Here is a 25,932-nt window from a genome sequence, read left to right on the forward strand (position 1 = left end):
TGGGTGTGGGTAACACTCTGGTTGGTAACCCCTGTGGGGGTGGGGTAACAAAGTGGTCGAAGGAGTTTGACAGGTGAGGACGGATTGGGAGCAGGGGGCGAAGCCCCCTGGGGATAACGTTAGTTTTAAGCTTCTGCGGCGGCGCTGCGGCGGCTCTTCTTGCGGGGGATGCCCAGCTTTTGGCGTCGTTCCCACAGGCATTTGCGGCTGACGCCGAGCTTCTTGGCCAGGTCTGTCTCACTCATGGTGTCCTGGTGCTCAATAACGAAGCGGGCGAAGTAGTCTTCCAGGGACAGGTCCTCACGGGGGTCGGTGTGCAGGCTGCGGGGGCGCGGGATGCCGTCGGCCTCTTCGATCGGCACCAGGTCCAGATCGATATCCAGGGTTTTGTGGTCGATCTCGCGGCTGTTCTTATCCGTCAGGATTACAGCGCGCTGGATGGCGTTCTCCAATTCGCGCACGTTACCGGGCCAGGTGTAGGTGGTAACAGCCTGGATGGCCTCCGGTGACAGGCGCAATAAGGGGCGCTCGATCTTGGTGCAGAACTTTTCCAACAGGTGCTCTGCCAGTGCTAGGACGTCTCTGCCTCGCTCGCGCAAGGGGGCAAGCGTCATTTGCACCACATTGATGCGGTAGTAGAGGTCTTCCCGGAATTTACGCTCCGCTGACAGCTGGCGCAGGTTGCGGTGGGTGGCTGTTACCAGGCGCACATCCACTTTGCGGGATTCGATCGAGCCGATTGGCCGCACTTCGCCCTCTTGCAATACACGCAGCAGGCGGGCCTGAGCCTCCAGGGGCAGCTCACCGATTTCGTCGAGGAACAGGGTTCCTCCATCGGCTGCCGCTACCAGTCCCTCGCGGGAACTCTGGGCACCGGTAAATGCACCTTTCTCGTAGCCGAACAGCTCAGATTCAATCAGTGTGTCGGGAATCGCGGCACAGTTGACGGAGATCAGCGGTTTGTTGGCCCGGCGGCTCTCCTCGTGAATAGCCCGGGCGACCAGTTCCTTACCGGTGCCGGTTTCACCGTGCACCAGGACGGTGGCGTCTGTGGGGGCAACTTTATGGATGCGACCGTAGAGCTCCCTCATCACTGGGCTGCTGCCAATCATGCCGGCGATAGTGCCGGTATTCTCTTTCTCGTTGATGGGCTGGGCGCGATTCTGCTCCGCTTTGCCTATGACCCGGCGGACGGTTGCGAGCATTTCGTCGTGATCAAAGGGCTTGGCGATATAGTCGGCGGCCCCCATACGCATGGAGTCCACCGCAGAGCGGAGGCTGGCGTAACTGGTCATAATCAGTACCGGAATATCACCGGCGTGCTTGAGCAGGTCGGTGCCCGGTGCGCCGGGCAGGCGCAAATCGGAAATAACCAGGTCAACTTCATTGAGGCGGTACTTGGTGAGCGCCTCCTTTACCGAACCCGCTTCACTGATTTTGTAGCGGTGCCGCTCTAAAAGCTTGCGCAGCGCCGTTCGGATAATGGCTTCATCTTCGACGATGAGGATGTGGCTCATATGTTACGCCTGGTTACAAAATGCTCAGTAAGCGCCTAGTTTTACCCGGGCGCCGTTTCGATGCAACTCAAAAACGGTTAATCGGGTTATTTTTGCACAAATAATGATCGATATGGGTGTCCAGCCATCTCAGTCGCCCAGGGGGAGTTGCACAATAAAGCGGGCGCCAGTCCCGGTTTCCGGGTTGGCGGGACTGACCAATTCCAGCTGGCCGCCGTGCTCCTCGACAATGCTGTAAACCATTGCCAGGCCCAGTCCTGTACCCTCGCCGGGCTCTTTCGTTGTGAAGAAGGGCTCCAGAATCCGTTCACGATGCTGAGCTGAAATTCCCGGTCCGCTGTCGGTGACAGAGACACAGGCGCTGCCGCTCTTGCGATAGCCCTCAATTAGAATCTGGCCGCCATCGGGGCTGGCATCGCGGGCATTGCTGAGCAGGTTGATAAACACCTGGATCAGGCGCTGGTTGTCTCCCGGGGCGATCAGGTCTTCGGGTACCCGATTCTCAAACTGGACCTCGGTCTTATCCCGTTGCAGGGACAGCAGGTTGACCGCCTCCTGCACACAGGCATAGAGATCTACCGGGGCCCGCTCGCTGTCTTCTTGGTTGCCGCTGTGAGAGAAGTTGACCAGGGAGTGGACGATACGGCTGATGCGCTGGGTCTGGCTCAAGATCTGGTCGGCGGTTTCCAGGACCTCCGGGTTGTCACAGTCGTACTGGAGGTTTTGTGCCAGGCAGGCGATTCCCGTTACCGGGTTACCCACTTCATGGGCTACGCCGGCGGCCAGGCGACCCACAGAGGCCAGGCGCTCGCTGTGGATAAGTTCCTGTTCCAAGACCTGTGTTTCGGTAATGTCCTCCAGCAACAACATTTGTGCATCGCCGCGCTCGTCGCGGGAGCGGTCGCTGCGGCTGCGTTTTTGCCGTGCCTTGTGCAGGTTGAGCCAGTGGCTATTGCCGTCGAGGCTCACCTGTTGCTTAAAGCGGCTGGCATCAGTGGATAGGGCGAATTCCCCCAGCAGGCTGCGCCAGGGTTCTGCCAAGTATTCCAGTTTCGAGCCGATTACCTCGCTGGCACTGATACCGGTGAGGTCCTGCATGGCGTAGTTCCACAACAGGACTTCTCCGTCGCGCCCCAGGGAGCAAGCGGCCATCGGCAGCTCTTCCAGCATTTGGCGGTGATACAGACGCAGGTTATTGAGTTCTGCGGCCAGGCCAGTGAGCTGGTGCTTATAACGGCCCAACCGGGTCTCGATCAGGTGAATGTCCTTGTTTGCCGGCTGATCGCTGTTCTGGAACGGGAAGTGTCGATCAATAATTTGCACCGCCAGAACACGCCCCAGCAGGCCGGAGAGATTGGACTCCAGCTTGTTGCGCAGTTGACGCAGGGCGTAGGGGCGGCGCTCGTTGTCCGGCAGATTGAGAGCGGCGAGAGCGCGTTTAACTTCTTTATTCGCAGTAGCGGCTCCGAGGCTTTCAGCCAAGCGCAGGCGAAAATCTGCGGCGGATTCCACATCCAGTCCCAAGCGCAGAGCCTGGGCGATGGTGTCGTCGCTACACAGGTCAGCGGCGTACTGCTCCAGGCTGCTGGTGCGGGTGAACAGAGATAGGCCGACAAATAACAGGACATTGACCCCCAGTGACAGGGTGGTGATCTGTGTCCAGATAGACATCCCCAGGGGGATTTGGAGGGAGGTGCCGGGCAGAGTGATGCCGGTAATCCCAAAAATTGACGGAATTAACAGGCCGCCCCCCCAAAGCAGCATGCCCGCCAGCAGGCCACCGACAAATCCACGTCGATTACCTCGCGGCCAGTGGATTACAGCAAAAATCCCAGGCAGAAATTGGAGTGATCCGATAAATGCCAGCAGGGCCAGGTCCGACAGGGAGAGTCGGTTGTTGAGTAACAGGTAAAAGGCAAAGCCGGCAATAAATAGAGCGGCGATCAGCGCGCGGCGCAGCCACACCAGCTGCCGGTACATATTGTCCTCAGAATGCCAGCGGGTGCCGGGCAGCAGCCAGTGGTTCATCACCATGGTGGCGAGGGCCAGGGTGATCATAATCAGCGCGCCAGTGGCTGCTGACAGGCCGCCGATAAAGGCCAGGGTGGTGAGCAGTGCCGAGCCACTGGCGCGGGGAACCGCCAGGGAGAAGTACTGCACCGGGCCGGCCACATCCAGGGCAAAGCCCGCCCACATGATGGGGAAGATGGGCAGGGCCATCAGCAGCAGGAACAGGGGGAAGCCCCAGCTGGCGGTGCGCATTGCCTGTCCGGTGGGGCGCTCGGCAATACTCAGGTAAAAAATATGTGGCATAGCCACGGCAGTGGCGATAAACACCAACAGCAGGGTGTGGGATGAGCCCTGCTTGATGGGGGTGTAGAGCAGCTGGTGCATATCGGGGTTCTCCAGCAGCCACTCATCCAGGCCGGAAAACCCACCGAAGACGCCGTAAATGGCATAGCCGCCCACAGCGGTGAGCGCCACCAGTTTTACCAGGGACTCCAGGGCCATGGCACTGGCCAGGCCCTCGCCACGCTCGCGGGTAGCTCCGTACATACTGGTGAATACCGCCAGCAGCACGCAGTAGAAAAATGCGATTAAATTTTTGCTCGATACACCGCTGTCCGGCAGCGCCAGGGCTGCCACACTATCCCGCGACAGCAGCGCCAGGGTCTCGGATACCGCCTGGATTTGCAGGGCGATCAGGGGGAGCAGCGCCAACAGCATAAACAGGGTGGCGAGAGTCCCCGCCTGGCGGCTGTGATAGCGGAACACCAGAAGATCTGCCGGGGAGTACAGCTGGTAGCGCTGTGCCAGGCGCGCCAGTGGCTCCAGGGCTACTGGCGCAAACAGGAACATGGCGCCGGTGCCCAGATAGTAGGCGAGCACCCCGTAACCATATTGCCAGGCCAGGTCGACGATACCGTAGAAAGTCCAGGCCGATAACGATACGCCCAGGGAGAGCACATAAACCAGCGGGTGGCGCACCCAGCGGGAAGGCAGCCAGCCCTTGGAGGTGGCGAAGGCGACAAAAAACAGGGTGGCGATGTAGGCCACTCCCACCAGGGCAATGTGGGCAATATCAAAGCTCATTCGATTTGCGCCTCCACTGGATAAAAATCGCCAGTAGGATCAGCACGAACCAGAGGATAAAAGGCCGGTACCAGGCGCCGACGGGATTGATCATCCAGGTAAAGATGGTGGGGGAGAATACATAACCCACCAGCACCAGCAGAATTAATAGTGTGCGGTTACTCATAGATCGCCTTGAAAACCCGCTAGAGAAATTTGTTGCCCGCGCACTGTACCGGTGAGAAGTCATCCCTGTGTAATCGTCAACGCGGGTTATCAGCCGGAGCCCTAAGGGCGGCTGGCGCGGAAATGGTAAGTGCAGCTTGGAATCAGTGCAATTGGCGGTTGCGCATATCTATCTGGTGGCGGCGCCAGCGCGCGGTAGCCCACTTGAGAATATGCTCGGGGGATTCTGTTAGGGCAGTGTTTGGCAGTTTGAAGCCGAGGAACTGTAAGGCCTTACACAGGTTATCGGAAGCCATGTTGTCGTCGATAGCCGGCGCGTGATTTTGTTTGCTGAGTTTTTGCCTGTCGTCAGGGCCCATCACCAGCGGCAGATGGCCGAACTGGGGGGGAGTAGCGCCGAGGATTTTAAACAGGCGCTGTTGTGCACCGGTGGTATCCAATAGATCTGAGCCGCGCACCACCTGGTTGATTTGTTGGTCGATATCGTCGACAACGACTGCCAGTTGGTAGGCATAGAGGCCGTCGCGGCGCTTGAGAATGGTGTCTCCGCGGATGAGCTGCCGTTGCTCTCCGTGCCAAATATCCACAAAGCTTTCCTCGCCGCCTGCGCATTGCAATCGCAGCGCTGAGGGTTCGCTCACATCGTATTTAAGGCGACAGAAGTCGTTCGCATGTCCACCATTTTTCTTAATCTGGCTGCGTGAGCAGTCGCAGGGGTAAATCAGTTGCCGTTGGCGCAGTGTGGACAGGGTTTCCTCGTAGAGTGCGTAGCGCTTGCTCTGCCATTCGACGGGGCCGTGCCAGTGCAGTCCGTGGGCTTCCAGGGATTTCAGAATGCGGGTTGCCGCGCCGGGCTCTTCCCGGGGAGGGTCGAGGTCTTCCATGCGCAGGAGCCAGTGTCCGCCATGGGCGAGGGCGTCAAGGTAGCTGCCGACGGCGCACACCAGTGAGCCGAAGTGGAGCGGTCCACTCGGGGAGGGTGCGAAGCGACCAATATAGGGAGTTGTGCTGTTCAAAATGAATAGGGGCGATACATTGATCGCCCCCTCCGAGCAGGGCGATCGCAAGCGAACGCCGTGCCGCTATCGGTTGTGGATCAGCCGGAGATCTGCCGTTCCTTGATTTCCGCGAGGGTTTTGCAGTCCACGCACAGAGTGGCGGTAGGACGGGCTTCCAGGCGGCGAATGCCGATATCAACACCACAGGCTTCGCAGAAACCGTAGTCATCCTGGTCGATAAGCTCCAGGGTGGCATCGATCTTCTTGATCAGCTTGCGCTCGCGATCGCGGGTGCGCAATTCCAGGCTAAATTCTTCTTCCTGGCTGGCGCGGTCTGCGGGATCGGGGAAGTTTGCGGCCTCGTCTTTCATGTGGGAAACGGTGCGGTCCACTTCCGCCATCAGCTCGGCCTTCCAGGCCAACAGCAAGTTGCGGAAATGCTCCTGCTGCTTCTCATTCATGTACTCTTCGCCCTGCGTCTCCTTGTAGGGCTCAAAGCCGTGCAGAGATTCGGTGCTCGCAGCAGTTTTGGGCATAGTCGTTGCCTCTCTTTCTATACGGGCCCCCCTTTATGGGGGCGATACCACCAAATTCAATCTAGCCTAGACCGGAATCTTTCTAAGTGATGCTTTTTTCACCTATCAAATTCGCTGCGGTGTCAGGCTAATCCTGTTCTCGGTACCGATACCCCTGGCGACCGAGAGCGAGGAAGCTATCAAATCTGCGCGATTCGCGCCACAAATAGTTGTCTGCTATTTTGTGGCGCCTGAAATTACAGCCAAGTGGTCCAGCCCGTGAAATTTACCCCTCAGTTGCAAAAGGCAACACTTTTGCGCCGATACAAGCGCTTTCTTGCCGATGTGGAATCTGCCAGTGGCGACGTGTTTACCATCCACTGCCCAAATACGGGGTCTATGAAGAATTGTTGGGTGGAGGGGGGAGACTGCTGGTACTCCGATTCTGGCAACCCCAAGCGCAAGTATCGCCACACTCTGGAAATCTGTACGACCCCGGATGGAGCCCTGGCGGGGGTGAACACAGGCCGCGCCAATGCTCTGGTTGAAGAGGCCATTCTGTCTGGCGTAGTCAGCGAGTTACAGGGCTATGAATCCCTGCGCAGGGAAGTGCGCTACGGCGAGGAAAACAGCCGTATCGATCTGTTGTTGTCTGGCGCTGATGGGGACTGCTACGTGGAAGTGAAAAATGTGACCCTGGCAGATGGGGCACGGGGTTACTTCCCCGATGCGGTAAGTACCCGGGGCGCCAAGCACCTGCGCGAACTGCAAAAGCTGGCTGAGAGCGGAGTGCGGGCGGTACTTTTTTACTGCGTTCAACACAGCGGTATCGAGACGGTGCAGGCGGCGCGGGAAATTGATCCCGCTTATGCTGAGGCCCTGGATTCCGCTGTCGATGCTGGTGTGCAAGTGCTTGCATACCGCGCGAAGCTAGGTGCTGAAGGTGTCGAGCTGGTGGAGGCCCTGGCTTTTCTCCCGTGAGGTAAAGGCAGGGGGCTGTCAGTCGGCCAGTAATGCGTAGAGACCGTCCTGTGCATATTCCACCGGTACTGGGGTCAGGGCATCACCAGTACAGGGCCCGGCGATACACTCCCCAGATTCAATCAGGAATAGCGCGCCGTGGGAGGCGCACTGAATAAGTGCGCCATCGGGATCGAGGAATTGGTCTTCCTGCCAGTCCAGGTTGATGCCCCGGTGGGGGCAGGTGTTTTTGTAGGCGTAGACCTCGCCATCTTTCATCACAGCAAACACATTGTCAGTGCCGGCGGCAGTGTCTCCTAGGGAGAACCCTTTGGATTGACCTTCGCTTAATTCGTCATAGCGACACAGGAAGTACTTCTGCATAGGTTATCGGCTCCCGGCCTAATTCTTGTTCAGGGCGCAAGCGCCTGCTTATTCGGGTGCCGCGAGTCTAATGGACGTGTAGCGAATTGTCCCGTCACGCAGTATGCCGATAGTGATTTCGTCACCGGCACTGTGCTTTTCAAGGGCATTGAGCAAATCGTCGTAGCTGCGAATCGGCTGTTGTTCTATTTCTACAATCACATCGCCCAATTCCCAGCCCCCACCCCGGGTGCGGTGGATACCGCGCAAGCCGGCTTTTTCTGCGGGAAGCCCGGGAGCGGTACGCAATACGGCGACCCCTTCAAAGCCGTAGCGGCTACTCCACTGGTCCGGGGCGGATTCGATACCAATAATCGGGCGCACCAGGCGGCCGTGATTGATCAGTTCCGGCACAATTTTTTTGACCGTATCCACTGGAATCGCAAAGCCAATACCGACACTGGCGCCACTGGGGCTGTAAATTGCGGTGTTGACCCCGATTAAACGCGCTTGGGAATCCAGCAATGGGCCGCCGGAGTTACCTGGATTAATAGCCGCATCTGTTTGGATAACATTGCGAATGGTGCGGTTGTTGGCGGCTTCAATTTCCCGCCCCAGGGCGCTGACCACACCGGTGGTGAGAGTGGTATCCAGGCCGAACGGGTTGCCGATAGCCAGTACTTTACGGCCTACCGCGAGATTGCTGGAGGTGCCCACAACCAGTGGTTTTAGCAACTCCCTGGGAGCGTTAATTTTCAGAACTGCCAGATCTTTTTCCGGCGCAGATCCCACCAGTTCGGCCGGCCACTCGCTGCGATCCTGCAAAGTAATAGTGATTTGCCGCGCACCCTCAATAACGTGGAAATTGGTGACAATATGGCCCTGAGTGTCCCAGATAAATCCGCTGCCGGCGCCTTTGGGCACTGAGTGGAGGCGTAGGGTCCTTCGATCCCGCACCAGGGTCTCATTGGTGACATAGACCACCGACGGACTGGCAAAATTGAACACCTGCATGGTGTTGCGTTCGTCGTCGGTGGCAAAGGTTTCCGCCTGTGCAGATATTGCCGGGGTAAGCAGTAAAAAGACTGAGATTAAGCTGGCGCGTAGAGTTTTAAGTAGAGTCATTAATACAATCCTCCCTTTGAACTACCGGATTGGAAGATACGTCTGTAACTGTCGTCTTCCTTTTTGTTTGTTGCTGTTTTGAAAGTGTATCTTGTTTGCAATCGTTATGCGGTGTTGGCTGTTTATTGGGGGCTGCTGGCGAGATTTAAAGCTGGGGGCTACGAATAGGAACTCACTTTGGCTGAGTGTCGCCGACTGCTGCTGGAGCAATGAAATTTCTGCGGTGGGATTAATGGTGACATATGCGCTAGTTTTGTCTCGTAGTACAAAACCTGTTTCGGCCTGTCAGGTTGCCTCGCCACGGGCCTGGTGATTAAAAAACAGTACCAGGTTCCGGACCGTTGTTACCTTGCCTAAATAGGGGTTGCTTTGATAGTCCTCAAGGGTTCGCCCGGTTCTTTGTGCGATCTCCTCAATTAAGTCCAGATCGAGATCATCTTCATCCAGTTTTAGGGTCTTAAAGAAATCATCTGATGCTTGAATTGGGACCAGTTGTTTGGTGGGAAGTGCCGCTTGTAGTTGCTCATACACCGCTCTAATAATCCATGTGTCAACAATTTTGCGATCAAACTCCCGGGCAAATTCACAAATGGATAAACCTTTGCGGTTGTTACATAGTCGTTGGAAATGCCTGTCAATTTTGCGCTGTTCGACAGTGCCCCAAATTATGGCCAATAATGCTAAGCCAGCTAAAGATAAAAAGAACATTGGCTGGTAAATAAGGAGAGCTAACACTGCTACGAGAAAAACAAACAACGTAGCTTTACTTGCCTTTTCAGTTTTGTATTTAGGCATAAATCTTGATGCTTTTCTCATGTTTTTATTATTGCTCCAGTTTTGGTAGTTGTAGCTTTTGTTCCAATTGAACAAAGGTCTTTTCTGTGTAGGGGCCAAAAACAAACTCGGAAGAATCTGCAAATTTGTGGTCTTTAAGTCGATCTATGTAATAGTAAGCGCAGGCACCCTCAGGGCAAGCGTAGACTGAGACGAACATCTCGTTTGCACTGATATGTTGTGGGTTATCGATACGGCGGATGTAGGCATCGTCACCCAAATTAAAACCAAGGGCTTTTTCGCCATCTATCCAATAAATCTCGTAAGGGCCGTCACTCCATGAAGGAGAACAGCCAATCAAAAATATGGCGACGAGTAGTGGGATGTACTTCAGGACACTTCTTTGCATAAATGCTTTTACTTTGCATCTGTCCACATAGAAAGTAACTACGTTTTAGTGGCAGCTCTGTGAGAAATTGAAACTACAGCTCTGATCACTTATCTATCCAATTAGACACTAATTACGGAAGTTTTGCAGGGCGAGAATACGATCATCCAGTGGTGGGTGCGTGGCCATAAGCGCTCCCATGCTACCGAATATACCGAAGGCTTTCATATTGCCGGGTAGGGGTTCCTCGTGGCCGCGATCGGACTCCACCTTGAGCCGTTGCAGCGCGGCAATCATGGATTGGGGGCTGGCCAGTGTGGCACCGGCATGGTCGGCCCGATATTCACGGCGGCGACTGAACCAGGCGACAATCATCATGGCGAAGAAGCCGAATATGATGTCCATAACAATGGATGTGACAAAATAGCCGATGCCCAATCCCTCTTCGTTGCGCAAGATAACCCTGTCTACGAAGAACCCAACCAAGCGGGCGAGGAACATCACAAAGGTATTTACCACGCCCTGGATCAGTGCCAGCGTCACCATATCGCCATTGGCCACGTGACCAATTTCATGGCCAATAACGGCGCGGGCTTCCTCTCGGCTGAAGCGCTGCAACAGACCGGCACTGACAGAGACCAGAGCGCTGTTGCGATTCCAGCCGGTGGCGAAGGCATTCGCCTGGGGCATTGGAAATATCCCCACATCTGGCATACCGATGCCCGCCTTGCGGGAAAGTTCCCGTACGGTTTCTACCAGCCACTGTTCATCAGCACTGCGGGGTTGCTCGATAATTTGTGTGCGGGTACTGACCCGTGCGATGGTTTTCGATAAGAGCAGGGAAATAAAAGATCCGCCAAAACCAAAAATCGCGCACATCAGCAACAAGGCGCCGAGGTTGAGATCGACACCGTTTGCCTGAAGAATTCCCCCAATTCCAAAAATATTGAAAATAATGCCAACCAATACAAGGACAGCAAGGTTGGTCAGCAGGAATAGCCCAATGCGCAACATCGGATCTCTCCTTTGAGTGAGTGTCTTTACGGAATTATTCCGCGGCTCCACCGGTAAGTTTAGATAGGGTTGGCGCAACTTGCCTTACTGTAGATCGGCACAGCTTGGCCTGCTGTGCCGATTCCGCCGAGTGTGTGTGTCTGCGACTCTTTCTGCGGTGTTTGAGGGGAATTACTAGTCAGAGTTTTGGGTGGCAAGGAGGCGGTCGACCTCGCTGGTAAGGTGTTGTTTCAGCTCTGGCTCCAGGTCGTTCCAGTGCACATCCATCAGCGCGCCCTGAAGAGCATAGAGCATTACTTTGGAGGCGTTAATCCCCCGGTTGCGAATACTGATAAAGGCCTCGACAGGCCCAATCCTGCGCAGGTCATCGTGGGAGCGAATGCCAATAGAGTGGAGAATATTGACCGAGGCCAGGCCCAGGTTTTTTAGTTTTAATAGTTCTGATTGACTCGGGTGCATTCGGTTTTCCCTACCAGTTTGAGCGTCCGTTGTCGCAGCCAACCCCTCGACTGCGGCTTTGAACTTAACATAAATTAACAGGTGGCTAACAAACATTACCGCCAGATTATTGTGCGGCGCGCCTGCTTTTGGTGCCCCTGCTTTGGTGCCATAGTTAAGGGCGATTGTCTGCGCTCTGTTAAAGTAGGCATAGCCTGTTGAATAATTTAGCCTGCCCTTTGGAGTTCGCCTAATAATGAGATGCAAATGTTATCGACACCGCTGAAGCGTATGTTATTTGGACTCGGCGATGAGCATGTCATTGTCGACCCAGCTTCTGACCAGCTTTTACATCCCGAAGCACTGATCGCCTTCCAGCGCTTGAGTCGGGATGCCCGTGAAGAGGGGTTTGCCCCTAAAATCGTTTCCGGTTTTCGCGCCTTTGATCGACAACTGTTGATTTGGAATGCCAAAGCGCAGGGTCACCGCCCGGTTCTCGATAGTCACGGTACTCCCCTGGATATTGAACAGTTAAGCGAGCGGGAGCTGATCTTCGCCATTCTGCGCTGGTCCGCATTGCCGGGAGCATCCCGTCACCACTGGGGTACCGATTTCGATATTATTGATGCGGCGGCGGTCCCTGCTGACTATGCAGTCCAGCTTACCCCCCAGGAGGTGGCGGACGACGGAGCTTTTGGCGCCTTCCACCGTTGGCTGGATAACCAAATCAGCACGGGTAATAGTTATGGGCTGTTCCGACCCTATGCAGAGGATCGCGGCGGAGTCGCACCGGAACGCTGGCACCTGAGCTATGCCCCCAGGGCCCGAGAGCTTCAGGAACTTCTCAGCGTGGAACGCCTGTCCGAGCTGCTGCAAGAGTCAGAACTATCCCTGGGCACTGCGGTTTGCGAGCACCTTCAGGACATTTATACGCGCTATATCTGGGTTCCGGATCACTGCTATCCCCCATTTAATGGGCAACTATAGCGGCCTGTTGAGATAGGTTGGTTACAGTTCATTACCACCTCATTGGGGGTGGCAAGAAAGCTACTTTGCGATGGAGGCTTCCTCTTGAAAGGGGCTAGTGATCCTGCCAAGCTGCGCCGCAGTGAGTGCCCTGGGGAATATAAGGGAGATGAATTATGGGTGAGGAAGCGGCCGTTCAAGGCCAGCGGGATATCTGGCAGGCGATGCGGGCTGAAGCCTCAGAGGCAGCTGCCGGTGAGCCTATCCTGGCAAGTTATTTCCACAATACCATTTTGCGCCACAAGTCCTTGGATGATGCTATAGCTGATCACCTGGCTTCGGTGCTTGAGCACAATGCCCTCACGGCAACCGCGCTTCAGGAAGTGATTGCCCTGGCTCTGGCCAATGACCCGAGTATTTCCCGCTGTATGGGCGAGGATATTTGCGCTTGGTATGACCGTGACCCGGCATGTGACCAGTACCTGACGCCTTTCCTGTACTTTAAGGGTTTTCACGCCCTGCAATCCCACCGGATAGCGCACTGGTTGTGGAATCAAGGTTGCCATACCCTGGCGCTCTATTTCCAGAGCCAGGTATCAGAGCAGTTTTCGGTGGATATTCACCCAGCAGCGCGATTTGGCTGCGGCATTATGATTGACCACGCTACTGGATTGGTGGTGGGGGAGACCTGTGTGGTAGAGGACAATGTATCGATTCTCCACTCGGTGACATTGGGTGGCAGTGGCTGCGGCAGTGGCGATCGCCATCCGAAAATTGGCCCCGGAGTGATGATTGGCGCCGGGGCCAAAGTACTGGGTCCGGTTAAGGTGGGAGAGGACGTCAAAATTGCCGCCGGTAGCTTGGTCTTGCACGATGTGCCCGCTCATACAACCGTCGCAGGTGTTCCCGCCCGCCAGGTAGGAGGGCGTGTAGAAGGGGCTCCGGCTTATACCATGGACCAGACTCTGGATTCGGAAGAGTAACTCAGGGAAATATTATTGATGTCGCAATCCACCTACAGCTTGGTTTTTCGCGGTGATTTGGTGGCGGGTTTTACCGCTGGTGATGTAAAAGCCAGTATGGTGCGCCTGTTTAAAAGTAATCCCCAGGCGATAGAGAAATTGTTCAGTGGGCGCCCGCTGGTACTGAAGAAAGGGTTATCTCTGCCCCAGGCACAGCAGTTTCGTGCAAACCTGGCCAAAATAGGCGCACAGGTCAGTATTAAGGATGAGAGCAGCGGAGCAGCTGTTGCCGAGCAAACCAAGCCCAAGGCGGAAACTGCGGCTAGCCCACAATGGACCTTGGCACCCATGGAGGGAAACCTCGTAAAGGAGCACGAACGCAAGTCGGTGGAACCGGTCAGCGTTGAGGTAGAGCACCTCAGTTTACGTGCAGCGGAAGGCCAGCTTCTGGATGAGAGTGAGCGCAAGGGGGAGGAGCTATCTCCTGTCTCTGTTCCCAATTGGGAAGTTAACTGACAGGGTCTCTCCTAACAGGCAATAAAAAACCGGCACTAGGCCGGTTTTTTTTATTGCTCAGAGTCTTCTGAAAGAAGTGAGGCTTAGCCTTCTTCTTTCAGGTAGCGCTCGCGGGAAGCCATAACTTCTTTGCGTGCAGCTTCGGCGTCAGCCCAGCCTTCTACTTTAACCCACTTGCCCGCTTCCAGGGCTTTGTAGTTTTCGAAGTAGTGCTCGATCTGCTTGATCAGCAGCTCGGGCAGGTCGCTGATTTCTTCAACGTGATCGTACAACTTGGTCAGCTTGGTGTGCGGTACGGCCAGCAGTTTGGCATCAACACCGGATTCGTCGGTCATGTTCAGAACGCCAACAACACGAGAGCGGATTACAGAACCAACCATTACCGGGTAAGGCGCTACAACCAGCACGTCCAGGGGGTCACCGTCTTCAGACAGAGTCTGGGGCACGTAGCCGTAGTTTGCTGGGTAGAACATCGGGGTGGCAACGAAACGATCCACAAATACTGCGTCAGAGTCCTTGTCCACTTCGTATTTGATCGGGTCGTGGTTGGCAGGGATCTCGATGATTACGTTGATATCGTTGGGCAGTTCTTTACCTGCCGGGATCTTTTCGAAGCTCATTGCTGGTCCTGAATGAATAGATAACTGAAAATCTGGAGCGCGGATTATATATGCTGAGGGGCTCGGCTGAAAGTCACGCCTGCGCCGGGTTTATGGCGTCGAAGCTCGTCTGGCGGGTCTATCCTGTAACTCGGAGATAACAACAACGGGGCAGGACCAGTCATGGTAAAGGCACGGGAGGTAAAAACCGCTCAGGAGGCCCGCGCAATTGTCGAAGAACGAGGCCTCAGTCATGTCAAAGTGGGCTTATTCGATACCGATGGTGTAATGCGTGGTAAATATATGAGCCGCGCCAAATTCCTCTCATCCCTGGAAAAGGGCTTCTCGTTTTGTGATGTGGTCCTGGGCTGGGATGTTAAGGATCAGCTCTACGACAACACTCGTTATACCGGTTGGCATACCGGATATCCAGACGCCCCGGTACGTATACTCCCCGATAGCTGCCGTGATGTGCCTTTTGAAGGCGATATGTTGTTGTTTCTCGCGGAGTTTGATGGTCGAGCCCAGGCGCTGTGCCCCCGCGCAGTTCTGCGCAGGGTGATTGAACGCTGTCGCTCATTGGGATTTGATCCCTGTGCCGCCCTGGAATACGAATTTTTCCTGTTTGATGAAACGCCCGATTCAGTGCGGAACAAGGGTTTCCGTAATTTAAAGCCTTTTACCCCCGATGTGTTTGGCTATTCCATACTGCGAAATTCCGTACACGGAGAGCTGTATCGGGAAATCCTGGAGCTGAGCGAGCGCATGGATTTCCCCTTGGAGGGCTTACACACGGAAACAGGCCCGGGAGTTTTAGAGGCGGCTATTGCAGTGGATGGTGCTGAGGCTGCTGGAGACAAAGCTGCCCTGTTTAAAACCTTTATAAAAGTGCTGGCACAGCGGATGGGTTTGATGGCTACTTTTATGTCCCGCTGGTCCAGTGAGTACCCGGGGCAAAGCGGGCATATTCATTTGTCACTGCGCAATAGTGGCAGCGGTGATTCCGCCTTTCTCGATTCGAGCCAGCCAGATGGTATCAGCCAGATAATGCGTCAGTTCATAGCTGGGCAGCAAAGGCTGATGCCGCAATTCCTTGCCCTGATGGCACCGACCGTTAACAGTTATCGCCGCCTGGTACCAGGTTTTTGGGCGCCGACGGGAGCCAATTGGGGGGTGGAAAACCGCACAACGGCACTGCGTGCTATCCCCGGCGGCGATACTTCCCAGCGCGTCGAATACCGCTTGGGGGCCGCCGATGCCAACCCCTATTTAGCATTGGCAGCAGCTTTGGGCTCGGGTCTTTACGGTGTTATGCAGCAATGGCAGCCCAGTGAGCCTGTCGCCGGTAATGCTTACTCGCTGGAGTTGGAAAACGAACAAGTGCTGCCGGGCACACTGTGGGAATCCACGCAGCAATTTAAGGCGTCAGAAGCGGCACAGGAATTATTTGGCAGCGACTTTGTTGAACACTTTTCTGCCAGTCGCGAGTGGGAGGAGCGGGAATATCGCCGCCATGTGAGTGACTGGGAGTTGGAGCGGTACTTCGAAATTATTTAATTGGGAGTATCGACGCCGATGAAGACTACAAAAATCATGCACCATCTTCAGTGTATTTCCCCTATTGATAACAGTGTTTATGTAGAGCGCGCTCTGGCGGGAGAGGTGGAAATCCGTGTAGTGCTGGATCGGGCCAGTAAAGCACAAAAAGCATGGAGGAGAACTCCCCTCAATGAGCGCATCGCCATTGTCGAGCGGGCTGTGGAAATATTTGCCGTTAAAAAAGAGCGTTTGGGGCGGGAGCTGTGTTGGATGATGGGGCGTCCAATCCGTTATGCAGGAGGGGAAATTAGCGGGTTTATGGATCGTGCGCAGACCATGGCACAGCTTGCTACTGAAGCCCTTGCTGACATTCAGTTACCTGAGAAGCCGGGTTTTACCCGGTTTATCCGCCGCGAGCCCTTAGGGGTCTCCCTGGTAATTGCCCCGTGGAATTACCCTTACCTGACGGCGGTTAATGCAGTGGTACCGGCACTGCTATCGGGCAATGCAGTTATTTTAAAACACTCGGCACAGACACCGCTTTGTGCTGAGCGAATGGTGGAGATTTTTCGCGAGGCGGGACTGCCCTACGGTGTTTTTCAGTTTCTTCATTTAAATCATGCTTATACCCAGCGATTAGCCTGTGCAGGGGAAATCCAGCATGTTGCCTTCACCGGCTCGGTTGGCGCTGGCGCGAATCTAGAACGCACAGTTGCCGGTCGATTTATTCAAGTGGGACTTGAACTGGGGGGAAAAGATCCAGCCTATGTTCGCGCCGACGCCGATATTAGCCAAGCTGTGGCAGCGGTAGTCGACGGCGCCTATTTTAATTCCGGGCAGTCCTGTTGCGGTATTGAGCGGGCCTATGTGCATGAAGATATTTTTTCTGAGTTTATTTCCCAAACGGTCGACTTACTGCGTGACTATCGACTGGGGCGCCCGGATCAAGTGGAGACCACTTTGGGGCCTTTGGTGCGTGCGGAAGCTGCCGATCGGGTTCGCGCGCAGGTGGATGAAGCGATAGCGGAGGGCGCGAAGGTCCACTTGGATGTGAGTGAATTCCCAATGGACAAGCGGGGCACCCAATATATGGCACCGCAACTGTTAACCCGGGTGCGACACCATATGCGAGTGATGCGCGAGGAGACTTTTGGGCCGGTGCTGGGGGTGCAGAAAGTGCATGATGATGGCGAAGCTCTAGAATTTATGAATAACAGCCCATTTGGTCTTACTGCGGCTATTTTTACCCGCGATGAAGATGTAGCAATGGAGATGGGAGGGTATTTAGAGGCCGGCACTGTTTTTTTAAATCGTTGTGATTACCTGGATCCGGAATTGGCCTGGACGGGTGTTAAGCAATCTGGTCGTGGATGTACGCTTTCTAAAATTGGATTTGAGAATTTAACCCGCCCCAAGTCATTTCATTTTAAACATGATGGTTAGCGGGAACGGTTGCCGGATGCAGAAAGTGAAATTGTCTGCCTGTTTTCCGAAAGGTCACAGCCTATTTTGAATATGCAAAAGTGACAGAACGTCAGAGAGGAAATTGTGGATAAATACCATGTCAATTGGAATTATCCCACGACCGTTTGGGTTGGCCCCGGTCGCATTACTGAATTGGCTGAAGCTTGCCTGGAGCTGAATATTCACAAGCCTCTATTAGTTACTGATCCTACAGTCGCCGCATTGCCACTGGTCGATAGTGCGATTAACCCATGCCAACAGGTGGGTCTGGAAGTTAGCGTTTTTTCCAAAATCAAAGGTAATCCCAATGAGATAAATATCGCCGATGGGGTAGCCAAGCTGCGTGAGCAGAAGTGCGATGGGGTCATTGCCTTGGGCGGGGGCTCGGCCCTGGATGCGGGCAAAGCCATTGCCCTTATGGCGGGACAGCAGCACAGTATTTGGGATTTTGAGGATATTGGCGATAACTACAGGCGTGTGGACCCAGAGGGTATTTTACCGCTGATTGCCATTCCCACGACGGCTGGCACAGGTTCTGAAGTTGGCCGGGTTGCGGTAATTACCGATGAGAAAGCACAGGTTAAGAGGCTGATTTTCCATCCGCGCATGATGCCGGACATCGTTATTCTCGATGCTCAATTGACAATGGGGTTGCCGCCAGACCTCACCGCAGCGACGGGAATGGATGCGCTGTCACACAATCTCGAGTCTTTTTACTCCCCTCAATACCATCCTATGGCCGAGGGAATCGCCCTGGAGGGGATGCGCCTGATCAAGGAGTATTTGCCTCGAGCTTATGCTATAGGCGCAGAACTCGAGGCGCGTCAGCAAATGTTGGTAGCTTCCTGTATGGGGGCTACAGCTTTCCAGCGGGGCTTGGGCGCTATCCACGCCCTGGCACATCCATTGGGGGCCCTGTATGACAAGCACCATGGTTTGTTAAATGCGATATTGATGCCCTACGTTCTTATCGCCAACCGTCCAGCCATCCAGGTGCCTATGGGGCATCTGGCACTTTATCTACAACTGGCCGGTAATGAGATGTTTGATAGCGGATTTGATGCGGTACTCAACTGGTTGCTCGGATTGCGCAAACAGCTGGGGATTCCCCACAGCCTGTCGGAGATTGGAATTGATGACACTGATGCCGACAGAGTTGGGAAAATGGCATCGGTGGAGCCTTCCGCTAGTACTAACCCGATGCGTTTTAACGGGATAGAGTATCGGGATATTTTCTTGCGCGCCTGTGAAGGTACCGTCACCCTGTAATAAATTCCTGCGAATAGACGACAGAAGAGAATGTGTTCCATCGACAATCGGTAAAGGACTGAATGATGCGCAGTATTATTGCTCTCTTGTTCCTCTCATTGGCCAGTATTTCCCTGGCTCAGGATTCATCGAATATTCGCACGGCTATTTTTGCAGGAGGGTGTTTCTGGTGCATGGAGCCGCCATTTGACAAGGTCGATGGCGTCCTGGAAACCACCTCAGGATACAGCGGTGGCCATGTCAAAAACCCGACCTATGAACAGGTATCTTCCGGTGGTACGGGGCATGCGGAAGTTGTTCAGGTAAAGTACGATGCGAATAAAGTCAGCTATTCCGACTTACTGAATATTTTTTGGCACAATGTTGACCCTTTTGATTCCGGTGGTCAATTTTGCGATCGCGGTGACCAGTACCGAGCCGAGATTTTTTACGGCAATCAAGAAGAAAAGGTGTTAGCAGAGGAGAGCAAGAAAAAGGTAGAAGCGGAGTTGGGTAAAAAGGTGGTGACACAAATAAAACCCGCTGCAACCTTTTATCCCGCAGAGGCCTACCATCAGGACTATTACCAACGTAATCCCCTGCGTTACAAGTATTATCGCTACCGCTGTGGGCGTGATAAGCGCTTAGAGGAGGTCTGGGGGAAAGCGCCAAGTTAACGGATTGCCTCTCCGCAGGGTGAATATGGCACCGAGTCCCACTTTGTTTGACGGGGAAGTCCTGGAAATAATCAATGACTTTCCAGTGCTTTATCGTTATATCCCGGCGGTTAGTACCAATCCGCTAATGGTATTTATTCCAGGCACAGCACATCTAGCGCGTATTTTCTACGGCTATCCCGGTGGCCGCCCAGATGATTTTATAAGTCACTGGGTCAATCGAGCGGGTTTTCCCTTCCTTGCTATTTCTTACCCTATGGAAAATGCGGTTTTTTGCAGTACTCACCCGGAGTTTACAATTCAAGATTGGGGAGATCAGGCTGCAGAAATTATTGCCAAGATTTTGTCTGAATATAACCTTCCAAATTCGGTAGTGGTGTGCGGCTGGAGTATGGGAGGGAAAATCGCTGGGGCTCTAGCGAGGGCGGCCAAAGCCTTGAATTTTTCGATTGAATGCTTTGTGGCTATGGCCGCAGAACCCGCGTTGCCGGGCTTTCTTCCCGAAGCTAATGCCAAAGCCATCGAAATGACAGTTGATGGGATGGCCAGTCGAAAGGGCATATATCCTGCCTTTTTGGCCGCGCTTGATGAGCAAAATGCCTTAAACCAACACACAATTATCCCCAAAGATATCTATCAGGAGGCGTTCCTTGGAGCAATTCCCATCGCACTTATTGGCACTGGGTTAATGTATGATGGGCAAGGGTTTAAGGAAGATCTTTCCAGGGCATTGAAAACGGCAAACACCTTTGACTTCTTGGACTATCCAATTCCCGTTGTTATTCAGAGTGATTCAATGGGGGATTTGGAAAACGTGCTGTGTAATATTGATGATTGGGCATTTATTCGCAATCGAATTCTTGCCAGTAAACTTTTAGGGGGTGCATCTCCAGAGCAGATTCCAAGGGAAAGGTGGGAGCTAGTACAGCTTATTATCCGCTCGTCTTCCGCTTATTTTTCACAGACCGTTACAGGTAACCATTTCTTCTTTGTTGGCGCTATTGGGGCGCGCACTACTGTTGATAGTATCGAAAAGCTTTTGGCCAGGGTGAGAAGTATCCAGTCCTAATAAAGCACTTTTTAATAGCCACATGGTGCTCTGGTTAAGCTGTCAGAGATTTTTAAATTAACATTTTGGTTATTTTACGATCCGCTCTACTTGTTTAAGGCTTACTACTGGGGTGGAAGAAAAGAATCACCATAGGGTCCAAGCGCGGTGTATTCTTCCCTTCTCCCTTTTTAGTAGGCTATGCAGGTTGTAAGGCTTGTTCATGCTGATATTGGGTGAAATAGAGTTTCTCAGAAAGCTCGGTAATAAAATCGATGTTTTCGACCTTGTCGGCCATGCTTTCCATTCGGTCTTCTCCATTTAATGCCCCCCAGATGCTAGCAGCCATGGCACCCAAGGTATCTGTGTCACCACCTAGAGAAAAAATATTAGCTAATACAGACGTTAAAGGAGAGTTTCGATACTTAAGTCCAAAGTAAATAGCGGTGATACAGGACTCTGGCGCGGTAATGCCATTACCTAGCCATTGCTTGATTTGCTGCGGATGTGGGATTTTCTGGTTAAACAGTAGAGTCGCACACTTTTCCAGTTTGTAGCGATATATTTCGGACTTACAACTTACTTCCAGTTTGTTCAATATCTCTCTGTTTGAACGGTCTTGCAGGGATTCACAGATGGCGATAGCGATCAAGTATGCTCCCTCGACAGCAACTGGATGGGCGTGGGTGATTTCAGACACCGATTGTACATATTGCTTGAGGCGATAGTCATTTTGGGGGTGGCAGAGGGCAATAATAGGTGCTCTCATGGCGGCCCCATTGCCGATAGAACCATGCTTAAATTTTTTTCGGTTTAAATCTTGCCAGCGTTTACCATCCCTGACGCCTTTGAGTAGTTTCGCTGCACTGGGACCATACCCTCTGCTCCAGCGATAACTTTGGGCAAATTTTTTGGCTATGTGGTCCTGATCAAGGTAATTATGTTCAAGAAAGGAGGTTGCAATATCAATAGACATCTGCGTGTCATCGGTGTAACGCTTTCTACCCTGTTCGGTTTTCCCGATAATTTTCCAGAGTTGTCTTTCTAGAATGCCGCCTTCGTACGGGGCGCCAAAGGAATCGCCGATGGCTATTCCTTTAAAGCAACCTCTGTATTTACTGAGCTTTATCATTTTTTGATTTCTATACCTTACTCTCAGGGGAAGTCGCTACTAGCTATAAGGACCACTATTAATTGCTGTTATAAGTAACAATTTTATTCTAGAAAACATCTATTGGTAGTTGATGGCCCGCGAGGGGAAGGGTTTTGTTTTAGGTGAGAGCGAGCCGATATTTAAAACTAATCGGCTCGCCACTAAAGTCGCTATATCATTTAATTAATACAGGCATCGTTAGCACTGCCAAAAGTGTTTCTAATCCATACATTGCCAGTGCAAGCAGGGTGGTTGTGGTCAGCAAGATCTGCGCCAGCATTATTTTCTGCGGTATTGCCAATGATCAAGTATCCGACTTGCCCCAGTCCCAACATCATAATGCCGTTAACGCCGTTATTATCTGATAGATTGTTGGCAACAATGCCGCCATCCCCACTATCAATTACAATCCCACTCGACATATTGAGAATCGTCTCATTGAATCTGATGAGAGTATTGTCACCAACGATCTTTATTCCTTGGAGACCGTTACTTGATGCAACAGAGTATCTCACACGATTACCGTCACCCATAACGCGTATGCCCATACCCCCATTGCCGCTAGCATCGGAGGCTTCAACAGTATTGCCTGAACTCCAAAGGGCGATTCCTGCAATAGAGTTTGATGAAGCAGTGATATCAAAGATTTGATGGCTGCCATCGCCTTCGGCAGATACGCCATTGTTACAGTTTGTGATAGTGCTTCCACCAACAGTATCCTCAAGGACTCTATCGCTGTCTTTCAATTGAATGCCAATTCCGCTGCCATCGCAGCTGAGGTGGTAACCCGCCATATCGAGTGATCCGCCAGCATCTATCACGAGTGCAGGATGGCTTGCGCAGCCAAGAATATCGCCGGTAAGTGATTCTGCGGTTGTAATGGTATCTCCACAGCTGACAGCTGATGCGACGGCGGAGAGCGATAGTGCTGCAATACCGGATACAGCGAGCAATGATGCTTTTATAGAATTCATATTTCTATTTTTCATATCAAATTTCCCTAATTATCTGAGTAATTAAAAAAGAGAGTGAACACCCAAAGCCATGGAGATTGTGACCTAGGTTTGGGAAAGAACCATAGGAAATTTTTCCTAATTTATTGGGTTTTATTTGATATTTTGGTGATAATAGATTGTTTTTATTCTATTAAAATATTTACTTTTTTATTTTAGGTGGAGGTGCTTAATGCTGGTGCGAAAAATGAAGAAGCCGGCATTATAAAAATAAGCGTTGTTTGGGTGTGCAATGGCTACTTTTTAAGATTTTTTGCGAGAATCTTTACGCAATCTGCCCTCTGTTCGAAAGTTGTATTGGCAAACCCGAGCACCAACCCTGAATCTTCATTTTTATTGGAATAGAAGAGCGATAGTGGTGTGCTGCCAAATCCGTATTCGCGTAGTTTTTTTGAAAGGGTGATGTCGTCGTGTCCCGGCGTGGATATAACCAAGTGCATACCGGCACTACTGGCAATTAGTCCGGCTGGAGGTGGTATTTCTTCTCGAATAAGCTGACAGAAATGTTCCCATTTCTTCATATAGCTAGAACGCATTTTGCGAAGATGTCGCACAAAATGCCCCTCATCGAGAAAGTCTGCCACGACAGCTTGTGTGACTAAGGGGGAGTGGCCAGATAACATTTCTTTTGCTTGGGTAAATGCCGCTACTGTAGATTTAGGCACCACTAAATAGCCCAATCGTAGGCTGGGTAGTAAGGTCTTACTAAAGCTCCCCATGTAGAACACAGGTGTATTTTCTCCCATGCCCTGGAGTGCCGCGACGGGTTTATGTTGGAATGAAAACTCACTGTCGTAATCATCTTCAATTATCCAGCAGCTCGCCTGTGTCGCCCAATCCAGCAGTTTGATCCGTTCACCTGCGGGCATAACACCACCCATTGGGTACTGATGTGTTGGCGTAGTAAAAAGTAACTTGGCTTGGGTTGCACTATTGACCAGCTTATCAACATCCAAGTGCTTATCTTTCAGGTTCGCTGGTACGAGCTTTGCTCCAACAGATTGGAAAGCTACTCGAGCACGGCGATATCCCGGGTTTTCTATATAAACCTTGTCTCCCTGGTTAATCGCGACCAGTGCACATAGATTCAGGGCCTCCTGAGCTCCATTGGTAATAATAATTTGTTCAGCCTTACAGCGAACTCCCCGGGAGTTGCGCAAGTATTCCGTAAGTGCTAAACGCAAAGGTAAATAACCTTGGCTTTGCCCGTAACCTGCAAGAGCTAACCTGGATTGGTGGCGGCGGTATAATTTATTCCAAATAGTGAATGGAAATGAGCTTAGATCCGGTAGGCCGGGGGTGAAGGGAAGAGATTGATCTTCACTTTTCTTACCCCAAGATAAAGTCTGTGCAAAATCACCATAGTGAGAAAGTGATGGTAAGTACCTACTCTTCTGTGCTTGCCAACCCTGCCTGTGTGTTTTCTTTGTGTAGGCCGGCAATTCGGGAGATACAAATACGCCTTTCCCTGGATGGCTGGTAAGGAAGCCCTCCGCTTTCAGCTGGTCCAGAACTAATGTCACCGTATTGCGGCTGATAGAGAGGAATTCAGCCAACCGGCGCGAGGAGGGGAGCTTGGTACCAGCAGCCAGCCGGCCGTTGCAGATCCAATCTACCAATTGTCGATACAACTGTTCCTGTAGCGGCTGGCCTGATTCGAGAGTTAGGTCTGTAAGCTCGGCAGCACTCAAAACTGGCACCATGAAATAGTTAAAACTGGCGCTTATCAGCGTACCAGCAAGATCCTACATTGGCGATATCTATTTCATACCAGAGTGAATTAAAGGAGGTTTTATGAATTTACATTCGCCAATCTCTGATGAATTGCCAACCTCAGCAAAGAGTCGTGTACGTCGTGCTCCCAAGCGTGCCAGTTATCGGCGAGAGGATGTTTATAAGCTTATCGATGAGCTAAAACTAGGCCATGTCGGTTTTATTGAAGACGGTGAAGTCATCATTATTCCTTTAACCATTTGGCGTCTGGGGGAGTTTTTGTATTTTCACCTGGCTAACAAGAGCCGGCTACAAAAACTATTGGAGGCAGGAGAACAGGTCTGTATTTCATTTGCCCGCTGCGATGAGTGGGTACTGGCCAAGTCAGCTTATCATCACAGTGCTAATTATCGCTCTGCGGTATTGTTTTGCCGAGGTGAGAGGGTCAAAGAGCAGCGGGAATTTGATGCGGTTTTTAAAGCGATTATTGACGATATAGAGCCGGGGCGCTGGGATCAGGTGCGCCTCCCCAGCCTACAGGAGCGCAAGGGAACAGCTTTGATGCGCCTGACTATAGAGGAGGGGGCTTTCAAAAGCCGAACTGGCGCGCCATCCGATAATAAAGAGGATTTGGCTCTGCCTGTGTGGAGCGGGGTCAAGCCTGTGTGCCCGTTTCGCTAGTGCTCAATTTAGCAAAGTAAAGGGAGCCTTATAGGGCCTCTGCCACTACTTTTAATGCGATTTGAATGATCTCCTGCTGGCCGGCTTCAATATCGGGGATAACACCCTGTCCTTCCCAATTGGGGCGGCTGCCGGCAATCGTAGAAACCGGGCGTTTATCTGGGATACCGATTTCAAAGCCATAGGGGAGGGATTTGGGGGACTCCATCATATGTGCCCCACCGGCGCTGGCATTACCGACAATCGTGGCTCGGCCCAGCTGTTGTAGTGCGAAGGCGGTACTCTCAGATGCAGAGAAGGATCTCCCATCAATCAGAATGACCATTGGTCTGTCACTCCCATAGGTGGGCCAGGGTTGAGGTGAAATACGTTTCGGTATTTCTCTCCCCTTGCGGCTTTCAATAACAAAGGGAAAGGGAGAATGGGGGTCAATAAATGACTGCAGAACAGCATTGGCGGTTTCTTCGTCTCCGCCGCCATTACTGCGTAAATCGAGTATTAGGCCCTCGCTGTGGCGAAGCAGGGTGAAAGCCGCAGCGAGGGTTTGGTGGGCATTTTTATAGGTGTGGAAAGAAGAGAGGGAAAGGTAGCCAATGTTACCGGGAAGAATCTCAATTTTCTTAACGCCGTAGTTATTGCTGGGCGCTTCAGCCTGCCACTGTTCAATCCAATTGTGGGCTTCTTTTTGGTTATCTATATGCTCTATATAGAAATGCTTATCACCGGAAAGGGTGCGAATTTCTTTGGTAAGTGCGCTGGCTAATTGTTGGTAGTCACTACAAAGATGATTAAAGTGTTTGGATTCTGCCAGGCTATTGAGTTGAGCGGATAGCGCCTGTCCTTTTTCCTCCAATATATAGTGCTTCTGAATAGCTACTGCAGCAGCTTTAATAACCGGGCCTGTCTCAAACTGGCAGGAACTCATTGCGCCGGAACTTGCCGCGAGAGACATGGAAAAAAAACTGATTAATACCGCTAAACTCATCTTGAGTTGGCGTTTCAT

At 52.5% G+C, this 25,932-nt stretch carries 26 protein-coding genes; 10 read left to right on the plus strand and 16 right to left on the minus strand.

The window, feature by feature from the left end; translation table 11 throughout:
- Nucleotides 1–125: 125 nt before the first annotated feature.
- From ACYX4J_RS03375 to dksA, 5 genes are all read right to left on the minus strand, one after another.
- Entirely contained in the window at nucleotides 126–1,517 is a 1,392-nt protein-coding gene (locus tag ACYX4J_RS03375; RefSeq protein ID WP_475709483.1) for a sigma-54-dependent transcriptional regulator, read from the minus strand.
- Between the two features lie 129 nt (nucleotides 1,518–1,646).
- On the minus strand, nucleotides 1,647–4,610 hold the full coding sequence (locus ACYX4J_RS03380) for an ATP-binding protein (protein WP_444937308.1): 2,964 nt from the start codon (nucleotides 4,608–4,610) through the stop codon (nucleotides 1,647–1,649).
- A complete protein-coding gene (locus tag ACYX4J_RS03385; RefSeq protein WP_169337099.1) occupies nucleotides 4,600–4,776 on the minus strand; it encodes a hypothetical protein in 177 nt (58 codons plus the stop codon). Before ACYX4J_RS03385 ends, ACYX4J_RS03380 begins: the two co-directional genes overlap by 11 nt.
- A gap of 142 nt (nucleotides 4,777–4,918) precedes the next feature.
- Nucleotides 4,919–5,842: a tRNA glutamyl-Q(34) synthetase GluQRS gene (gene gluQRS / locus ACYX4J_RS03390; protein WP_476177905.1), complete on the minus strand. Its 924-nt coding sequence runs from the start codon at nucleotides 5,840–5,842 to the stop codon at nucleotides 4,919–4,921.
- 29 nt (nucleotides 5,843–5,871) lie between these two features.
- Nucleotides 5,872–6,309 carry an RNA polymerase-binding protein DksA gene (dksA, locus tag ACYX4J_RS03395; RefSeq protein WP_108734345.1) on the minus strand — a complete coding sequence of 146 codons (438 nt, stop codon included), beginning with the start codon at nucleotides 6,307–6,309 and terminating at the stop codon, nucleotides 5,872–5,874.
- A gap of 258 nt (nucleotides 6,310–6,567) precedes the next feature.
- Between dksA and sfsA the strand changes: the two genes are divergently transcribed.
- On the plus strand, nucleotides 6,568–7,269 hold the full coding sequence (gene sfsA, locus ACYX4J_RS03400) for a DNA/RNA nuclease SfsA (protein WP_444940859.1): 702 nt from the start codon (nucleotides 6,568–6,570) through the stop codon (nucleotides 7,267–7,269).
- A gap of 18 nt (nucleotides 7,270–7,287) precedes the next feature.
- Here sfsA and ACYX4J_RS03405 read toward each other — a convergent pair whose 3' ends face one another.
- From ACYX4J_RS03405 to ACYX4J_RS03430, 6 genes are all read right to left on the minus strand, one after another.
- Nucleotides 7,288–7,632, minus strand: coding sequence for a Rieske (2Fe-2S) protein (locus ACYX4J_RS03405; RefSeq protein ID WP_108734344.1), 345 nt, complete (start codon nucleotides 7,630–7,632; stop codon nucleotides 7,288–7,290).
- Between the two features lie 48 nt (nucleotides 7,633–7,680).
- Nucleotides 7,681–8,736: a S1C family serine protease gene (locus ACYX4J_RS03410; protein WP_282931426.1), complete on the minus strand. Its 1,056-nt coding sequence runs from the start codon at nucleotides 8,734–8,736 to the stop codon at nucleotides 7,681–7,683.
- A 285-nt stretch (nucleotides 8,737–9,021) separates the two neighbouring features.
- Nucleotides 9,022–9,552, minus strand: a complete 531-nt coding sequence (locus tag ACYX4J_RS03415; RefSeq protein WP_476177906.1) for a hypothetical protein — start codon at nucleotides 9,550–9,552, stop codon at nucleotides 9,022–9,024.
- 7 nt (nucleotides 9,553–9,559) lie between these two features.
- Entirely contained in the window at nucleotides 9,560–9,919 is a 360-nt protein-coding gene (locus ACYX4J_RS03420) for a hypothetical protein (RefSeq protein WP_476177907.1), read from the minus strand.
- 108 nt (nucleotides 9,920–10,027) lie between these two features.
- Nucleotides 10,028–10,912: a protease HtpX gene (gene htpX, locus ACYX4J_RS03425; protein WP_282931439.1), complete on the minus strand. Its 885-nt coding sequence runs from the start codon at nucleotides 10,910–10,912 to the stop codon at nucleotides 10,028–10,030.
- Nucleotides 10,913–11,086: 174 nt separating this feature from the next.
- Complete coding sequence (locus tag ACYX4J_RS03430) at nucleotides 11,087–11,371, minus strand: TfoX/Sxy family protein (protein WP_476178643.1); 285 nt, start codon at nucleotides 11,369–11,371, stop codon at nucleotides 11,087–11,089.
- Nucleotides 11,372–11,617: 246 nt separating this feature from the next.
- Between ACYX4J_RS03430 and ACYX4J_RS03435 the strand changes: the two genes are divergently transcribed.
- From ACYX4J_RS03435 to ACYX4J_RS03445, 3 genes are all read left to right on the plus strand, one after another.
- A complete protein-coding gene (locus tag ACYX4J_RS03435) occupies nucleotides 11,618–12,337 on the plus strand; it encodes a M15 family metallopeptidase (protein WP_444934063.1) in 720 nt (239 codons plus the stop codon).
- A 155-nt stretch (nucleotides 12,338–12,492) separates the two neighbouring features.
- Nucleotides 12,493–13,299, plus strand: coding sequence for a serine O-acetyltransferase (cysE, locus tag ACYX4J_RS03440; protein WP_476177908.1), 807 nt, complete (start codon nucleotides 12,493–12,495; stop codon nucleotides 13,297–13,299).
- A gap of 18 nt (nucleotides 13,300–13,317) precedes the next feature.
- Nucleotides 13,318–13,794, plus strand: a complete 477-nt coding sequence (locus ACYX4J_RS03445; protein ID WP_476177909.1) for a hypothetical protein — start codon at nucleotides 13,318–13,320, stop codon at nucleotides 13,792–13,794.
- A gap of 83 nt (nucleotides 13,795–13,877) precedes the next feature.
- Here ACYX4J_RS03445 and ppa read toward each other — a convergent pair whose 3' ends face one another.
- Complete coding sequence (gene ppa / locus ACYX4J_RS03450; protein ID WP_282931443.1) at nucleotides 13,878–14,414, minus strand: inorganic diphosphatase; 537 nt, start codon at nucleotides 14,412–14,414, stop codon at nucleotides 13,878–13,880.
- Between the two features lie 162 nt (nucleotides 14,415–14,576).
- Between ppa and ACYX4J_RS03455 the strand changes: the two genes are divergently transcribed.
- The 5 genes from ACYX4J_RS03455 (at nucleotide 14,577) to ACYX4J_RS03475 (ending at nucleotide 20,390) form a co-directional block, all read left to right on the plus strand.
- Entirely contained in the window at nucleotides 14,577–15,950 is a 1,374-nt protein-coding gene (locus ACYX4J_RS03455) for a glutamine synthetase family protein (protein WP_444907395.1), read from the plus strand.
- Between the two features lie 18 nt (nucleotides 15,951–15,968).
- Nucleotides 15,969–17,375 carry an aldehyde dehydrogenase family protein gene (locus ACYX4J_RS03460; protein WP_475709486.1) on the plus strand — a complete coding sequence of 469 codons (1,407 nt, stop codon included), beginning with the start codon at nucleotides 15,969–15,971 and terminating at the stop codon, nucleotides 17,373–17,375.
- Between the two features lie 105 nt (nucleotides 17,376–17,480).
- A complete protein-coding gene (locus ACYX4J_RS03465; RefSeq protein WP_444915641.1) occupies nucleotides 17,481–18,665 on the plus strand; it encodes an iron-containing alcohol dehydrogenase in 1,185 nt (394 codons plus the stop codon).
- A 62-nt stretch (nucleotides 18,666–18,727) separates the two neighbouring features.
- Nucleotides 18,728–19,321: a peptide-methionine (S)-S-oxide reductase MsrA gene (msrA, locus tag ACYX4J_RS03470; RefSeq protein WP_444891909.1), complete on the plus strand. Its 594-nt coding sequence runs from the start codon at nucleotides 18,728–18,730 to the stop codon at nucleotides 19,319–19,321.
- Nucleotides 19,322–19,346: 25 nt separating this feature from the next.
- On the plus strand, nucleotides 19,347–20,390 hold the full coding sequence (locus ACYX4J_RS03475; RefSeq protein WP_476177910.1) for an alpha/beta fold hydrolase: 1,044 nt from the start codon (nucleotides 19,347–19,349) through the stop codon (nucleotides 20,388–20,390).
- A gap of 178 nt (nucleotides 20,391–20,568) precedes the next feature.
- Here ACYX4J_RS03475 and ACYX4J_RS03480 read toward each other — a convergent pair whose 3' ends face one another.
- The 3 genes from ACYX4J_RS03480 to pdxR form a co-directional block, all read right to left on the minus strand.
- Nucleotides 20,569–21,501 carry an ADP-ribosylglycohydrolase family protein gene (locus tag ACYX4J_RS03480; RefSeq protein ID WP_444959755.1) on the minus strand — a complete coding sequence of 311 codons (933 nt, stop codon included), beginning with the start codon at nucleotides 21,499–21,501 and terminating at the stop codon, nucleotides 20,569–20,571.
- Between the two features lie 200 nt (nucleotides 21,502–21,701).
- A complete protein-coding gene (locus ACYX4J_RS03485; protein ID WP_444911428.1) occupies nucleotides 21,702–22,511 on the minus strand; it encodes a right-handed parallel beta-helix repeat-containing protein in 810 nt (269 codons plus the stop codon).
- 260 nt (nucleotides 22,512–22,771) lie between these two features.
- On the minus strand, nucleotides 22,772–24,226 hold the full coding sequence (gene pdxR / locus ACYX4J_RS03490) for a MocR-like pyridoxine biosynthesis transcription factor PdxR (RefSeq protein WP_444911427.1): 1,455 nt from the start codon (nucleotides 24,224–24,226) through the stop codon (nucleotides 22,772–22,774).
- A gap of 103 nt (nucleotides 24,227–24,329) precedes the next feature.
- On the opposite strand from pdxR, the gene ACYX4J_RS03495 reads away from it, so the two are divergent.
- Nucleotides 24,330–24,929, plus strand: coding sequence for a pyridoxamine 5'-phosphate oxidase family protein (locus tag ACYX4J_RS03495; protein ID WP_445361207.1), 600 nt, complete (start codon nucleotides 24,330–24,332; stop codon nucleotides 24,927–24,929).
- Between the two features lie 28 nt (nucleotides 24,930–24,957).
- Here the strand turns inward: ACYX4J_RS03495 and ACYX4J_RS03500 are convergent, their stop codons facing one another.
- Nucleotides 24,958–25,932, minus strand: a complete 975-nt coding sequence (locus tag ACYX4J_RS03500) for a S41 family peptidase (protein ID WP_444911425.1) — start codon at nucleotides 25,930–25,932, stop codon at nucleotides 24,958–24,960.

Source organism: Microbulbifer sp. ABM4_008 (genome assembly GCF_056311705.1).

Excerpts from the sequence above, each read along its gene's own strand:
- ACYX4J_RS03420 (WP_476177907.1), bottom strand. The coding sequence starts at position 9,919 with ATGCAAAGAAGTGTCCTGAAGTACATCCCACTACTCGTCGCCATATTT.
- ACYX4J_RS03380 (WP_444937308.1), bottom strand. The coding sequence starts at position 4,610 with ATGAGCTTTGATATTGCCCACATTGCCCTGGTGGGAGTGGCCTACATC.
- ACYX4J_RS03385 (WP_169337099.1), bottom strand. The coding sequence starts at position 4,776 with ATGAGTAACCGCACACTATTAATTCTGCTGGTGCTGGTGGGTTATGTA.
- ACYX4J_RS03455 (WP_444907395.1), top strand. The coding sequence starts at position 14,577 with ATGGTAAAGGCACGGGAGGTAAAAACCGCTCAGGAGGCCCGCGCAATT.
- msrA (WP_444891909.1), top strand. The coding sequence starts at position 18,728 with ATGATGCGCAGTATTATTGCTCTCTTGTTCCTCTCATTGGCCAGTATT.
- ACYX4J_RS03460 (WP_475709486.1), top strand. The coding sequence starts at position 15,969 with ATGAAGACTACAAAAATCATGCACCATCTTCAGTGTATTTCCCCTATT.
- ppa (WP_282931443.1), bottom strand. The coding sequence starts at position 14,414 with ATGAGCTTCGAAAAGATCCCGGCAGGTAAAGAACTGCCCAACGATATC.
- ACYX4J_RS03500 (WP_444911425.1), bottom strand. The coding sequence starts at position 25,932 with ATGAAACGCCAACTCAAGATGAGTTTAGCGGTATTAATCAGTTTTTTT.
- cysE (WP_476177908.1), top strand. The coding sequence starts at position 12,493 with ATGGGTGAGGAAGCGGCCGTTCAAGGCCAGCGGGATATCTGGCAGGCG.
- ACYX4J_RS03375 (WP_475709483.1), bottom strand. The coding sequence starts at position 1,517 with ATGAGCCACATCCTCATCGTCGAAGATGAAGCCATTATCCGAACGGCG.
- ACYX4J_RS03435 (WP_444934063.1), top strand. The coding sequence starts at position 11,618 with ATGTTATCGACACCGCTGAAGCGTATGTTATTTGGACTCGGCGATGAG.
- ACYX4J_RS03495 (WP_445361207.1), top strand. The coding sequence starts at position 24,330 with ATGAATTTACATTCGCCAATCTCTGATGAATTGCCAACCTCAGCAAAG.
- ACYX4J_RS03475 (WP_476177910.1), top strand. The coding sequence starts at position 19,347 with ATGGCACCGAGTCCCACTTTGTTTGACGGGGAAGTCCTGGAAATAATC.
- ACYX4J_RS03485 (WP_444911428.1), bottom strand. The coding sequence starts at position 22,511 with ATGAAAAATAGAAATATGAATTCTATAAAAGCATCATTGCTCGCTGTA.
- ACYX4J_RS03445 (WP_476177909.1), top strand. The coding sequence starts at position 13,318 with ATGTCGCAATCCACCTACAGCTTGGTTTTTCGCGGTGATTTGGTGGCG.
- htpX (WP_282931439.1), bottom strand. The coding sequence starts at position 10,912 with ATGTTGCGCATTGGGCTATTCCTGCTGACCAACCTTGCTGTCCTTGTA.
- ACYX4J_RS03405 (WP_108734344.1), bottom strand. The coding sequence starts at position 7,632 with ATGCAGAAGTACTTCCTGTGTCGCTATGACGAATTAAGCGAAGGTCAA.
- ACYX4J_RS03480 (WP_444959755.1), bottom strand. The coding sequence starts at position 21,501 with ATGATAAAGCTCAGTAAATACAGAGGTTGCTTTAAAGGAATAGCCATC.
- ACYX4J_RS03410 (WP_282931426.1), bottom strand. The coding sequence starts at position 8,736 with ATGACTCTACTTAAAACTCTACGCGCCAGCTTAATCTCAGTCTTTTTA.
- dksA (WP_108734345.1), bottom strand. The coding sequence starts at position 6,309 with ATGCCCAAAACTGCTGCGAGCACCGAATCTCTGCACGGCTTTGAGCCC.
- ACYX4J_RS03415 (WP_476177906.1), bottom strand. The coding sequence starts at position 9,552 with ATGAGAAAAGCATCAAGATTTATGCCTAAATACAAAACTGAAAAGGCA.
- ACYX4J_RS03430 (WP_476178643.1), bottom strand. The coding sequence starts at position 11,371 with ATGCACCCGAGTCAATCAGAACTATTAAAACTAAAAAACCTGGGCCTG.